Genomic DNA, 11,966 nt, shown 5'->3' with positions numbered 1-11,966 from the left:
AAGAGCCAGGTTCAAAAAATAAAACCCGCTCCTCGAAAGGAACGGGTCGGTCGAGCTTAAGCTTGAGTTGCGTACTTGGCCAGACGAGGATCGGATTTCAGGATGGCCAGGGTGTTGGTATGCACGTCTTCAGCGGTTACGTCAGCCTTGCTGAAAATTTGCTGGAAGTGCTCGTGAGTCACAGCAGCGAAGTGCGCACGGTCTTCCGGCGCCACGCCCAGTACCACGGCATAGGTAGTCAGCGCTTCGCCGTTACCTTTGGCCATGTCTTCGGACAGCTCGTTCATCATGCCATTCATGGCAAACCAGGATTTGCCGCCATAGGTCAGCGACGCGTTGGTCGAGCAACCGTTGGTGCCGGATGTCATACCAAACGTAGCGTTACCGGAAGTGCCGTTGGTGGTGGATGCCAGGAAGTGAGCCGGAGTGCCACGCTGACCTTCGAACAGCATGTTGCCCCAACCGCAATCCGGGCCGCCTGGCGCCTGAGCCATGGCGTTGATGGATACAGCGGTGAAGAGAGTACCGAGAAGAATCCGTTTCATAGCTTTGTTCTCTTTATGTGCATACCAATGGACAGGGTCTGGCCCGATCTGGCGCCAGTGGGCCGGTTATTGTTCCAGCCGCGCAATTTGGAGTTTAGGCACGTTCCAAGGGTTCCGTGATTTTTTGCAAAACATTTGATCTAAACGCTGTTTTTCACCCGGCCCGCCTGGAGATGGCGGGTTGTCTATGCTTTGCCTATAGGCGCGCCTTGCAAGTGGGGTATGGGCAGCGCCAGAATGCCGCTATCTGCCCCGCCTGATGTAAGGAAGCCCGATGCCTGATCCTGTTGCTGCCAGCTTGCGTCTAGCGCCTGAAGCGCTAACCCGTCCGTTTTCCGCTGAACAGTTCAGCTTCTCTACCACCAATGATCTGGAGCCCTTTCGCGGTGTGCTCGGCCAGGAACGTGCGGTCGAAGCCTTGCAGTTCGGCGTGGCCATGCCACGCCCCGGTTACAACGTTTTTGTCATGGGTGAGCCCGGCACTGGCCGGTTCTCGTTCGTCAAACGCTATCTGAAAGCCGAAGGCAAGCGCCTGCAGACCCCGGCGGACTGGGTCTACGTCAATAATTTCGACGAACCGCGCGAGCCCCGAGCGCTGGAATTGCCATCGGGTACTGCCGGTGCGTTTATCGGCGACATCAACGGTTTGATCGACAACTTGCTGGCGACATTCCCGGCGGTGTTCGAACACCCGTCCTACCAGCAAAAGAAAAGTGCCATCGACCGCGCCTTCAACCAGCGCTATGACAAGGCACTGGACATCATCGAACGTCTGGCGCTGGAGAAGGACGTCGCGCTCTACCGCGATGCCAGCAATATTGCGTTCACGCCGATGGCTGAAGGCAAGGCACTGGATGAAGCGGAATTTGCGCAACTGCCCGAGGCGGATCGTGAACGCTTCCACGACGACATCTCTGGACTGGAAGAGCGGCTGAACGAAGAGCTCGCCAGCCTGCCGCAATGGAAGCGCGAGTCGAGCAATCAACTGCGTCAGCTCAACGAAGAAACTATCACGCTGGCCTTGCAGCCTTTGCTGTCTCCGTTGTCGGAGAAATACGCAGAGAACGCGGCCGTGTGCGGCTATCTGCAAGCAATGCAGGTGTACCTGCTCAAGACCGTGGTCGAGCAACTGGTGGACGACAGCAAAGTCGACGCCGTAGCCCGCAAGATGCTGGAAGAGCAATACGCTCCGAGCCTGGTCGTGGGGCATTCGTCCAGTGGCGGTGCGCCGGTGGTGTTCGAGCCGCACCCGACATACGAAAACCTGTTCGGCCGCATCGAATACAGCACCGATCAAGGGGCGCTCTACACGACGTATCGCCAGCTGCGACCGGGTGCGTTGCATCGGGCCAATGGTGGTTTCCTGATACTTGAAGCGGAAAAGATGCTCAGCGAGCCGTTCGTGTGGGATGCGCTCAAGCGTGCCTTGCAATCGCGCAAGCTGAAGATGGAGTCGCCGCTGGGTGAGCTGGGCCGTCTGGCCACGGTAACGCTGAACCCGCAACACATTCCGTTGCAGGTCAAAGTCGTCATCATTGGCGCTCGCCAGTTGTATTACACGCTGCAGGACCTTGATCCGGACTTCCAGGAGATGTTCCGCGTTCTGGTGGATTTCGATGAAGACATCCCGATGGTCGACGAGAGCCTGGAACAGTTCGCCCAGTTGCTGAAAACCCGAACATCGGAGGAGGGCATGGCGCCGCTGACCGCTGATGCGGTGGCACGTCTGGCGACCTACAGTGCGCGTCTGGCTGAGCATCAGGGGCGTCTTTCGGCGCGTATAGGCGATCTGTTCCAGTTGGTCAGCGAAGCGGATTTCATTCGTCACCTGGCGGCGGATGAGATGACTGATGCCGGACATATCGAACGTGCGCTCAAGGCCAAGGCGACCCGCACCGGGCGAGTTTCGGCGCGGATTCTCGATGACATGCTGGCCGGGATCATCCTGATCGACACCGATGGCGCGGCCGTGGGCAAATGTAACGGGCTGACCGTATTGGAAGTCGGTGACTCGGCATTCGGTGTGCCGGCGCGGATTTCCGCCACCGTGTATCCGGGTGGCAGCGGTATCGTCGACATCGAGCGCGAGGTCAACCTGGGCCAACCGATCCACTCCAAAGGCGTGATGATCCTCACGGGTTACCTGGGCAGTCGTTATGCACAGGAATTCCCGCTGGCGATTTCCGCGAGTATCGCGCTGGAGCAATCCTACGGTTACGTGGATGGCGACAGTGCATCGCTGGGCGAGGCATGCACACTGATTTCGGCCTTGTCGAAAACGCCGCTCAAGCAGTGTTTTGCGATTACCGGGTCGATCAACCAGTTCGGTGAAGTGCAGGCGGTGGGCGGGGTCAACGAGAAAATCGAAGGCTTCTTCCGGCTCTGTGAAGCGCGCGGCTTGACCGGTGAGCAAGGCGCGATTATTCCCCAGGCGAACGTTGCGACCCTGATGCTCGACGAGAAGGTGCTGGCCGCGGTGCGTGCCGGGCAGTTCCATGTGTACGCGGTACGGCAGGCCGATGAGGCCTTGAGCCTGTTGGTGGGCGAGCCGGCGGGTGCACCTGATGAGAACGGCGAGTTCCCTGAGGGCAGTGTCAACGCGCGGGTCGTGGAGCGCTTGCGCGTGATTGCGGAAATGATCAGTGAAGAAGATCTGAAGGAAGCAGAAAAAGAAGCGGCGCTGGAGGCACTGGTAGAGGCCAAGCCTGCGTAACCCATAACCCCTGTATGAGCAAAGCTTACTCGCGATGAGGGATTAACGTTCAACATCAGGTTGAATGAAAGTCCGCAATCGCGAGCAAGCTCGGCTCCAACAGAAAGCCGTAAAGTGACATCAAACTGACGTCAAACTTCACACAATGACCGCTCGGCGCCTTCTGGTCTCAGTTGGCATGCTAGCCATACTTTTCTTCTATTCTCAGCTCAAGGATATCGACAGTAATCACTGGATCGAGACAGCCTTCTCGTGGGGGCTGAATACCGGATCTACCGAGGGTCGCCGCCATGTCGCGCAACCTCTGCCTCACCCGTCAATGCCTGGGCCTTGTGACCCGGATCGAATGTGCCATCCGCCCGCTGGCGGGGGATACGGGCATGTGGACATTACTTTTTGCCGCTGGAATGGCCGGCGAACAACCTTCAGCCATCAAAGCCCAAGGGCCGTTTCATGGGCCTTTCGTGGCCGAATCGATCCTCGACACCATCGTTGAAAGCCTGACGCTACATGGTTACGAGCTGGCCGATGACCCGCAAATCTGGTGCCTGCATCTGCAGGCCCAGCTGCGGGAAATCAATGGCGGTCGCAACCGCAATCCCGGTGGTTTCGAGTTCCGGCCTGATCATTGAATCCGGTCATTGGGATAGCTATTGAGCAAGGCTGGACGTATCAGCCTTGTCGAGCTTGACCTCGAAACCGTATTGCACGGTGGTGAGATCGGTTCGTTGATAGGTTTCCAGTCGGGTGGGGCGCCCGTAAAAATAATGCACGCCTACCAATGCCGGGCCTTCCGCGCTCGCATCATGGCTGACTGAAAGAATTTCCTTCAAATAATTGCCGCTGTCGTCCCTGGCGAAGAAACGCCAGTCCTGGGCGGGATAAGTCTTGAGATCGACCACCAGAGCGTTGCCTTTGAGCTCAAGGCCTTTGGGCAGTTGATGGGACTCCAGGGTTTTCTGCTCCACGGTGGCCAGGAATAGCGGCATCGAGCCCACGACGTACGCGGGCGTCTCGGGAAACAGATTCAGGTCGTAGGTGATGGTGCCGCGCAACGGATCGACCTGGTAAGCCTCAGGAGGCAGTTCGATCGGCTCATCGCGTTTGCCTTGACCGTCTTCGGTAAAAAAGCTGACAGGGCTGTCACCGGGATTGAAAGAGTTGCCGAGCAGTTCGTCATTGAAGCTTTTGGCATGATCGAACTCGATGCGCGCCGCACTTGGGTCTTCGACCGACTGACGGATGCTGACACCTTTTTTCAACTGGTCTTCTTTTAGCGTCGCGCCTTTTAACCAGGTCGGCGCCTGGTCGTCATAGACCACCACGGGGAGATTTAACGTCTGGATGGTTTTTTCCGTGGTGTGTGAATCGAACCGACGAACTGGCAGGTTCAGGTCCTTGCGGGTGACCGTGGCAGCCGAGAAGTCCAGTACGTTGACTTCGAGGGTGTCGATCGGTCCGTTGAAATACACCTTGGAGTAGTGGTGGGTTTGTTGTTTTTCAAAGGCGCGTTGTTCTTCATCGAGCTGCTTTTCGAACGCCTCGCTCCACTCCTTCTGCTGTTGCATGCGTGCCAGTTGTTTTTGATAGAAAGCGATCTGCTCGGCGGTTTCGTTTATCGACCCTGAGCGCGAGAGAAATTGCCCGGTGGTGTCCTTCGCCTGAACGACCAGCGGATTAAGTGGTGTTTCGCTCACCTCGGGCGCTAATGGCGCGCTGTTGTTGAATTCGATCTCTGCATAGTTGTTTTCAAGTTTCAGCAACTTGACGCTGAGGTTGTCATTGGTGCGTGTCTGGCCGACGTCTTTTTTCGTCAGGTCAAAGCTGTACAGCCGGCGTGGCGCAATCACTTCAACTTTGCCTTGGAGGCTCACCGGTTGCGGCTGATTTTTGTTTTCGACGTCGAGGCCATCGATGAAGGGGTAGGTCACCGTCAGATCATCGGGATTGGTCAGGTTGGAGCTTGAGGGGCTCAACTGGATGCCGGGGTCGGTTTCCGACCACTCAGGCTGAAATGGAATCACGCGCTTATTGCTCAGGGTTACCGATTGCCATTCCAGGCCGTGAGGGAAGAGAAACGCGTCGGGGATATTGAAACTGAACGGGAACACCGGCTGCAGATCGGTCAGGTAGTCGGAGCTGGAATCCTTGTGCAGCACAAACAGGCCGGAGATGTAGGTGTCGACCAGCGCCTGAGGGGTGGGGTAGTGCTTGAGCACGGCCAGTGCATCGTCGCTGTATCCGGTTTCCACAGGTTTGCTGTCAAGCTTGAGTTGCGCCCGTTCGAGCAACAGCAGCGAGCCGCCGAGTTCGGCCACGGCGCCCTTGAGCTTCGGATCCTGGATGGCATCCAGTGATTTTTCGAATTGCGCAGTCTTTTCTTCGAGGCTGATCTCGCGTTTCTCATCGCTGGGCGAGCAACCACTCATCAGCAGGGCGAGGCAAATGCCGGCACTCGTTAAAGGTAATCGCACATCCATTTTCCAGTCTTCCTGTCCGTTGCAGCTGGGCTGTCAATAGTTTGGACACTAGCAGAAAAACCTTGTGACAAACGCGCAGGTTGCGGATTCCGGACGGTTTCTGGGTGTAACGAGCGGCTGTTATACTCGCGGCCATTTCCAGCCCTTGTGTGAGATTCAATGGAACGCTTTATCGAAAATGCAATGTACGCCTCCCGCTGGTTGCTGGCGCCGATCTACTTCGGCCTGTCGCTCGGCCTGCTGGCGTTAGCGCTGAAATTCTTCCAGGAAGTGTTTCACGTCATCCCTAACGTGTTCTCCATGGCGGAATCGGATCTGATTCTGGTGCTGTTGTCGCTGATCGACATGGCGTTGGTGGGTGGTTTGCTGGTGATGGTGATGATTTCCGGTTACGAGAACTTCGTCTCCCAGCTGGACATTGATGACGACAAGGAAAAGCTCAACTGGTTGGGCACCATGGACTCGTCTTCCCTGAAGATGAAAGTTGCGGCGTCTATCGTGGCGATTTCGTCCATTCACCTGCTGCGGATTTTCATGGACGCCAAGAACGTCGATCCCGAGCATTTGAAGTGGTACGTGATCATTCACATGACCTTCGTCATTTCGGCGTTTGCCATGGGTTATCTGGATAAGCTGACCAAGCACTGACGCACCCCGTTCTGCAGGAGCAAAGCTTGCTCGCGATCAGGGTCAATTCGGTTTCACTTCAAACCGCAGGGATGCCATCGCGATCAAGCTTTGGTCCACAGACAAGTGTGAAACTGACAAGCGGTGTGGTTTATGGCTTGTACTTTGATGCGGCGAGGCATATGCCTGTAAGGGTCCTGGTTCGCCACTGTCTGAGGTGCGTTCATGAACCTGCAAGAGCTGAATGCCTTTGCCATCGCCGGTAAGGTCGATGAGCTGAACCTGATATCGCTGGAAGGCGGTATTTATCTGTTGGAGGCGCGCATGCACGGTGCCGCCTACCCCTTGAGCGATGCCAGCGGTGGCATGTTCCACTTGCGCTCAGTGGAACACGCGCGTGAAGTGTTGCACGCTTTTCCAGCCTTGCCTTTCAACCTTGTGCACACCTCGGTGCATGACGAGATGTGCGGGCTGGGTGCCAGTGCCGAGGAGAGCCTGAAGGTGCCGATCGCCTTTCGTTCTGCATGGCACAACTGACGCCTCTCATCAACGCAATGGCATCTGTGCTAGTCTGCTGGCCCTTTTGGTTCCGGGCGCTCCGGGATGCGCTGTGCAAGCACGGCATGTTCCTGGGCCGTCCGCACAGCGGAGCAGTGTCATGTCCGAAGTAAATCTGTCCACCGACGAAACTCGCGTCAGCTACGGTATCGGCCGCCAGTTGGGCGACCAACTGCGCGACAACCCGCCACCGGGCGTTAGCCTGGACGCGATCCTGGCGGGTCTGACCGACGCCTTCGCCGGCAAGGAAAGCCGCGTAGGTCAGGAAGAGATGTCCGCGAGCTTCAAAGTCATTCGTGAAGTCATGCAAGCCGAAGCAGCAGCCAAAGCTGAAGCAGCGGCGGGTGAAGGCCTGGCATTCCTGGCTGATAACGCCAAGCGTGACGGCATTACCACCCTGGCTTCCGGCCTGCAATTTGAAGTGCTGACCCAAGGTGATGGCGCCAAGCCAACCCGTGAAGATCAAGTGCGCACCCACTATCACGGCACTCTGATCGACGGCACTGTGTTCGACAGCTCCTACGAGCGCGGTCAGCCTGCTGAATTCCCGGTGGGCGGCGTTATCCCGGGTTGGACCGAGGCGCTGCAACTGATGAACGCCGGTAGCAAATGGCGTCTGTACGTGCCGAGCGAGCTGGCTTACGGCGCTCAAGGCGTTGGCAGCATTCCGCCGCACAGCGTACTGGTGTTTGACGTCGAGCTGCTCGACGTTCTGTAAAGCTTTTGCTTCTGTGGGAGTAAGGCTTGCCCGCGATGGTATCACTACGGTTTCGATCCGGAACCGAGTCGACTGCATCGCGAGCAGGCTTTGCTCCCACAGCAGTTTGCAGTGACTGTCACAGTTCGAGCTTGTGATGCAGTTCATTTGCCGGGCGCAACGCTCGGGCATAACAGAATAGAAACAGGTTACGCACCAATTCCTTGAGCACCATCGGCTCGCTGGAACTCAAGCCGATGACGTCCAGGTCACCCTGATCCTGCAGCTCGTTCAAGGCTTCCTCTTCAAGTACGGCACACACTTCCCCGGTCTCCCGATGCAGGATCCGCAGGTATGGGTGTGGACGGTCCAGCCAGGCATCGATCAAATAAGTCATGGTTCTCATCTCCATTGATTGGGGTTCAATGAGAATAATTCTTATTCATCAAATAGCAAGGATCTATTGGTGGTTTGCTTTTTTTTCCGGGTAAAGATTGCGTAAGGTCAAAACGACTGGCGTTTTGCTATTGCACGGGAAGAGGCGGAAAGGCTGGGGGAGGGATGAAGCACCATCCCACGCGGGCGCGGGATGGTATGGAGCAGATTCAGACTTTTCTGACGAACTCGGATTTGAGTTTCATCGGGCCAATGCCGTCGATTTTGCAGTCGATATCATGGTCGCCATCGCACAGGCGGATGTTCTTGACCTTGGTGCCCACCTTGACGACCAGAGATGTCCCCTTGACCTTGAGGTCCTTGATGACGGTGATGGTGTCACCGTCTTGCAGGACATTGCCGACCGAATCTTTCTTCACGGCGTCATCGGACGCTGCTTCAGCTTCGCCACTGGCGGACCATTCATGGGCGCACTCAGGGCAGATCAGCTGCTGGCCGTCTTCATAGGTGTATTCGGAATTGCATTTTGGGCAGGGTGGCAACGTGCTCACTAAAGCTCCTTGAATTCAGGACCGCTAAAAAGCGCACATTATATAGGGTTTTAGCCGAGGAGGGCGCGGATAGCAAAAGATCGCCGCTCCCGACGGCTCTCACAGGTGAACACAAAACCCTGTAGGAGCTGCCGGAGGCTGCGATCTTTTGAGCTTAGTGCGTGCGGGCGACCGCAAACTCACTCAGTTCGACCAGAGCATCGCGGTATTCGCTGGCGGGCAGCGCGTCCAGGCATTTGATTGCGCGGGCCACGTATTCACGCGCCAGCTTGGCGGTGTACTCAAGCGAGCCTGAAGCTTCGACAGCTTCGCGGATACTTTCCAGGTCTTCGATACCGCCTTTCTGGATCGCCTTGCGCACCAGTGCCGCCTGTTCCGGCGTGCCTTCGCGCATGGTGTAGATCAGTGGCAGGGTCGGCTTGCCTTCGGCCAGATCGTCACCGACGTTCTTGCCCAGGGTTTCCGCGTCGCCCTTGTAGTCGAGGAGGTCGTCAACCAGCTGGAAAGCTACCCCGAGATGGTCGCCAAAGGTGCGCAACGCCTCGCTCTGTTCCGGCGTCGCACCGGCCAGGGCCGCGGCGCTGTGGGTGGACGCTTCGAAGAGCATGGCGGTCTTGCCGCGGATGACTTCCATGTAGGTTTCTTCGGTGGTGCTCGCGTCACGCACCTTCGACAGCTGCAGCACTTCGCCTTCGGCGATGATGCGGGTCGCTTGCGAAAGGATCTTCATCACTGGCATGGAGCCCAGTTCGACCATCATTTCAAAGGAGCGCGAATACAGGAAGTCGCCGACCAGCACGCTTGGGGCGTTACCCCACATGGCGTTGGCGGTCGAGCGGCCACGGCGCATGCCGGACATGTCGACGACGTCGTCATGCAGCAGGGTGGCGGTGTGCAGGAATTCGATGGTCGCGGCCAGCAGGCGCATGTCATCGCCTTCACGGCCCAGTGCCTTGCCGCAGAGCAACACTAATAAAGGACGCAGGCGTTTGCCGCCAGCCGAGGTGATGTAATCGCCGATTTTCGAAACCAGCGGCACTCGGGAAGTCAGCTGCTTCTTGATGATGCCGTCGACGGCGCTAAAATCGTCCGCCACCGCGCGGTAGAAAGCTTGGGGTTGCATCAGCGACAGTTGCTCCAGAAGGGTTGCGCGGCATGCTAGGACCCACGTCGGCGGGTGTCAAGGCGCGATGGACGGCCCCTTGCATCGCCTCAGCAGCTTGCGTACAATCGCGCACCCTGAACTTCCTGGGCAGCACCTGCCTTACGCAATTGCAATCGGGCCTTCCAGCCCAATGCAGCCATGCCAGCCAATACCTCTTCTTATAAAGAGCTGGGTGAGCAGGATTATCGGAGAAATACCATGTCTTATGCAGTAATCGTTACTGGTGGCAAGCAGTACAAAGTTGCTCCAGGTGAATACCTGAAGATCGAAAAACTGGAAATCGCTACCGGCGAATCAGTTACTTTTGATCGCGTTCTGTTGGTTGCCAATGGCGACGACGTGAATATCGGCGCTCCAGTTGTTGCTGGCGCTACCGTTGTGGCTGAAGTGATCTCCCAAGGTCGTCACGATAAAGTCCGCATCATCAAGTTCCGTCGTCGTAAGCACCACATGAAGCGTATGGGCCACCGCCAGTGGTACACCGAGATCAAAATCACCGGTATTCAGGCTTAATTTCAGCCTAATTCCTCACTAGGAGAATTGACTCATGGCACACAAAAAAGCTGGTGGTAGTACCCGTAACGGTCGCGACTCAGAAGCCAAACGCCTTGGCGTTAAGATGTATGGCGGCCAGAAAATCATTCCGGGCAACATCATCGTGCGTCAGCGCGGCACCCAATTCCACGCCGGTTACGGTGTTGGCATGGGTAAGGATCACACCCTCTTCGCGAAAATCGAAGGCGTGATCAAGTTCGAAGTAAAGGGCGCGTTCAACCGCCGTTACGTGAGCGTTGTCGCAGCTTAATTGCGCGATCGCTGGAAAAGCCCTGTCTCGCGACGGGGCTTTTTCGTTTGTGGGGTGAGTCTCTTGCAAAGCTGTTTGTAATGGGCTCCAGCGCTGGATTTGCGGTCGTTGATTGAGGTCGCTGCGCTCATTTTTGCAAGAGTCTTATGTCTAGATTTTCTCGGCTCGTCCGTATGACGAGAGGCGTTTTGTTATGAAGTTTGTTGATGAAGTATCGATTCGAGTAAAAGCCGGTGACGGCGGCAACGGTTGCATGAGCTTCCGTCGCGAAAAATTCATTGAAAACGGCGGCCCTAACGGCGGTGATGGTGGTGATGGCGGCTCGGTCTACATGCTCGCCGACGAAAACCTCAACACCCTGGTGGACTACCGTTACACCCGGCACTTTGATGCCGAGCGTGGTTCCAACGGCGGCAGCACCGACTGCACCGGCAAGAAGGGTGAAGAGCTGGTACTGCGGGTTCCTGTCGGTACTACTGTCATCGACTCGGCCACTCAGGAAGTGATCGGCGACCTGACCAAGGCAGGTCAGAAACTGCTGGTAGCTCATGGTGGCTGGCACGGTCTGGGCAACACTCGTTTCAAATCCAGTACCAACCGCGCTCCGCGTCAAACCACTCCGGGTAAGCCGGGTGAGGCGCGTGATCTGAAGCTGGAAATGAAGGTCCTGGCGGACGTTGGTCTGCTGGGTTTGCCGAATGCTGGCAAAAGTACTTTCATTCGTTCGGTCTCGGCCGCCAAGCCGAAGGTCGCCGACTACCCGTTCACCACGTTGGTGCCGAACCTGGGTGTGGTCAGCGTCGATCGCTGGAAAAGTTTCGTGGTCGCGGATATTCCAGGCCTGATTGAAGGCGCTTCAGATGGAGCAGGCCTGGGGATTCGCTTCCTCAAGCACTTGTCGCGTACCCGCCTGCTGTTGCATCTCGTAGATATGGCGCCGCTGGACGATGCAAGCGCGCCGGATGCTGCGGAAGTGATCGTCAGCGAGCTGACCAAATTCAGCCCGTCCCTGGCTGAGCGTGATCGTTGGTTGGTGCTGAACAAGTGCGACCAGATCCTTGAAGAAGAGCACGATGCTCGCGTCAAGGAGATCGTTGATCGTCTGGAGTGGACCGGTCCTGTTTATGTGATCTCGGCCATCTCCAAGCTCGGTACCGAGCGTCTGTGCCACGACATCATGCGTTACATGGAAGACCGTGCCGATCGCCTGGCGAACGACCCGGCTTACAAGGAAGAATTGGCCGAACTCGATCAGCGTATCGAAGACGAAGCCCGTGCGCAGCTGCAAGCCCTGGATGATCAGCGTGCTCTGCGTCGCAGCGGCGTGAAGTCGGTCCATGACATCGGCGACGATGACTGGGATGAAGAAGATGTGGATGACGAAGACGGTCCGGAAATCATTTACGTGCGTGACTGATTCGTTGCGATA

The 11,966-nt window shown here is 57.0% G+C and carries 13 protein-coding genes; 8 read left to right on the top strand and 5 right to left on the bottom strand.

The features are described from left to right. Positions 1 to 56 precede the first annotated feature (56 nt). Positions 57 to 545 carry a DUF3015 domain-containing protein gene (locus H7698_RS22030; protein ID WP_162437771.1) on the bottom strand — a complete coding sequence of 163 codons (489 nt, stop codon included), beginning with the start codon at positions 543 to 545 and terminating at the stop codon, positions 57 to 59. Between the two features lie 274 nt (positions 546 to 819). Here H7698_RS22030 and H7698_RS22025 point away from each other — a divergent pair, with 274 nt between their 5' ends. Further along, a complete protein-coding gene (locus H7698_RS22025; protein ID WP_162437772.1) occupies positions 820 to 3,258 on the top strand; it encodes a Lon protease family protein in 2,439 nt (812 codons plus the stop codon). Between the two features lie 290 nt (positions 3,259 to 3,548). Then, positions 3,549 to 3,890, top strand: a complete 342-nt coding sequence (locus tag H7698_RS22020; RefSeq protein ID WP_162437773.1) for a PA4575 family protein — start codon at positions 3,549 to 3,551, stop codon at positions 3,888 to 3,890. Between the two features lie 18 nt (positions 3,891 to 3,908). Here H7698_RS22020 and H7698_RS22015 read toward each other — a convergent pair whose 3' ends face one another. After that, complete coding sequence (locus H7698_RS22015) at positions 3,909 to 5,738, bottom strand: hypothetical protein (protein ID WP_194692805.1); 1,830 nt, start codon at positions 5,736 to 5,738, stop codon at positions 3,909 to 3,911. A 159-nt stretch (positions 5,739 to 5,897) separates the two neighbouring features. On the opposite strand from H7698_RS22015, the gene H7698_RS22010 reads away from it, so the two are divergent. The 3 genes from H7698_RS22010 (at position 5,898) to H7698_RS22000 (ending at position 7,641) form a co-directional block, all read left to right on the top strand. Next, entirely contained in the window at positions 5,898 to 6,386 is a 489-nt protein-coding gene (locus tag H7698_RS22010; protein ID WP_033054284.1) for a TIGR00645 family protein, read from the top strand. Positions 6,387 to 6,590: 204 nt separating this feature from the next. Further along, a complete protein-coding gene (locus H7698_RS22005; RefSeq protein ID WP_194692804.1) occupies positions 6,591 to 6,902 on the top strand; it encodes a DUF6482 family protein in 312 nt (103 codons plus the stop codon). Positions 6,903 to 7,023: 121 nt separating this feature from the next. After that, a complete protein-coding gene (locus H7698_RS22000; RefSeq protein ID WP_162437776.1) occupies positions 7,024 to 7,641 on the top strand; it encodes an FKBP-type peptidyl-prolyl cis-trans isomerase in 618 nt (205 codons plus the stop codon). A 118-nt stretch (positions 7,642 to 7,759) separates the two neighbouring features. Here H7698_RS22000 and H7698_RS21995 read toward each other — a convergent pair whose 3' ends face one another. The 3 genes from H7698_RS21995 to H7698_RS21985 all read right to left on the bottom strand — a co-directional run bounded on the left by H7698_RS21995 (position 7,760) and on the right by H7698_RS21985 (position 9,690). Next, on the bottom strand, positions 7,760 to 8,017 hold the full coding sequence (locus H7698_RS21995) for a PA4570 family protein (RefSeq protein ID WP_194692803.1): 258 nt from the start codon (positions 8,015 to 8,017) through the stop codon (positions 7,760 to 7,762). Between the two features lie 208 nt (positions 8,018 to 8,225). After that, on the bottom strand, positions 8,226 to 8,567 hold the full coding sequence (locus tag H7698_RS21990) for a zinc ribbon domain-containing protein YjdM (RefSeq protein WP_162437778.1): 342 nt from the start codon (positions 8,565 to 8,567) through the stop codon (positions 8,226 to 8,228). A gap of 154 nt (positions 8,568 to 8,721) precedes the next feature. Further along, positions 8,722 to 9,690 carry a polyprenyl synthetase family protein gene (locus H7698_RS21985; protein ID WP_162437779.1) on the bottom strand — a complete coding sequence of 323 codons (969 nt, stop codon included), beginning with the start codon at positions 9,688 to 9,690 and terminating at the stop codon, positions 8,722 to 8,724. Positions 9,691 to 9,930: 240 nt separating this feature from the next. Here H7698_RS21985 and rplU point away from each other — a divergent pair, with 240 nt between their 5' ends. The 3 genes from rplU to cgtA all read left to right on the top strand — a co-directional run bounded on the left by rplU (position 9,931) and on the right by cgtA (position 11,954). Continuing rightward, positions 9,931 to 10,245: a 50S ribosomal protein L21 gene (gene rplU, locus H7698_RS21980; protein WP_003176051.1), complete on the top strand. Its 315-nt coding sequence runs from the start codon at positions 9,931 to 9,933 to the stop codon at positions 10,243 to 10,245. A gap of 34 nt (positions 10,246 to 10,279) precedes the next feature. After that, entirely contained in the window at positions 10,280 to 10,537 is a 258-nt protein-coding gene (rpmA, locus tag H7698_RS21975) for a 50S ribosomal protein L27 (protein ID WP_003176049.1), read from the top strand. Positions 10,538 to 10,730: 193 nt separating this feature from the next. Then, positions 10,731 to 11,954 (top strand): Obg family GTPase CgtA, encoded by a 1,224-nt coding sequence (cgtA, locus tag H7698_RS21970; protein WP_162437780.1) that lies wholly within the window; start codon positions 10,731 to 10,733, stop codon positions 11,952 to 11,954. The last annotated feature ends 12 nt before the right edge of the window (positions 11,955 to 11,966 follow it).

Origin of the sequence: Pseudomonas sp. p50(2008) (assembly GCF_015351605.1) — a bacterium.
In the GTDB taxonomy this organism is placed as follows: Bacteria; Pseudomonadota; Gammaproteobacteria; order Pseudomonadales; family Pseudomonadaceae; genus Aquipseudomonas.
Note: the sequence above shows the minus strand (reverse complement) of the source record. Positions and strands in the feature narration are given on the sequence as shown.

Coding starts and splice junctions, on each gene's coding strand:
- H7698_RS22030 (WP_162437771.1), bottom strand. CDS start 545: ATGAAACGGATTCTTCTCGGTACTCTCTTCACCGCTGTATCCATCAAC.
- H7698_RS22025 (WP_162437772.1), top strand. CDS start 820: ATGCCTGATCCTGTTGCTGCCAGCTTGCGTCTAGCGCCTGAAGCGCTA.
- H7698_RS22020 (WP_162437773.1), top strand. CDS start 3,549: ATGTCGCGCAACCTCTGCCTCACCCGTCAATGCCTGGGCCTTGTGACC.
- H7698_RS22015 (WP_194692805.1), bottom strand. CDS start 5,738: ATGGATGTGCGATTACCTTTAACGAGTGCCGGCATTTGCCTCGCCCTG.
- H7698_RS22010 (WP_033054284.1), top strand. CDS start 5,898: ATGGAACGCTTTATCGAAAATGCAATGTACGCCTCCCGCTGGTTGCTG.
- H7698_RS22005 (WP_194692804.1), top strand. CDS start 6,591: ATGAACCTGCAAGAGCTGAATGCCTTTGCCATCGCCGGTAAGGTCGAT.
- H7698_RS22000 (WP_162437776.1), top strand. CDS start 7,024: ATGTCCGAAGTAAATCTGTCCACCGACGAAACTCGCGTCAGCTACGGT.
- H7698_RS21995 (WP_194692803.1), bottom strand. CDS start 8,017: ATGACTTATTTGATCGATGCCTGGCTGGACCGTCCACACCCATACCTG.
- H7698_RS21985 (WP_162437779.1), bottom strand. CDS start 9,690: ATGCAACCCCAAGCTTTCTACCGCGCGGTGGCGGACGATTTTAGCGCC.
- rplU (WP_003176051.1), top strand. CDS start 9,931: ATGTCTTATGCAGTAATCGTTACTGGTGGCAAGCAGTACAAAGTTGCT.
- rpmA (WP_003176049.1), top strand. CDS start 10,280: ATGGCACACAAAAAAGCTGGTGGTAGTACCCGTAACGGTCGCGACTCA.
- cgtA (WP_162437780.1), top strand. CDS start 10,731: ATGAAGTTTGTTGATGAAGTATCGATTCGAGTAAAAGCCGGTGACGGC.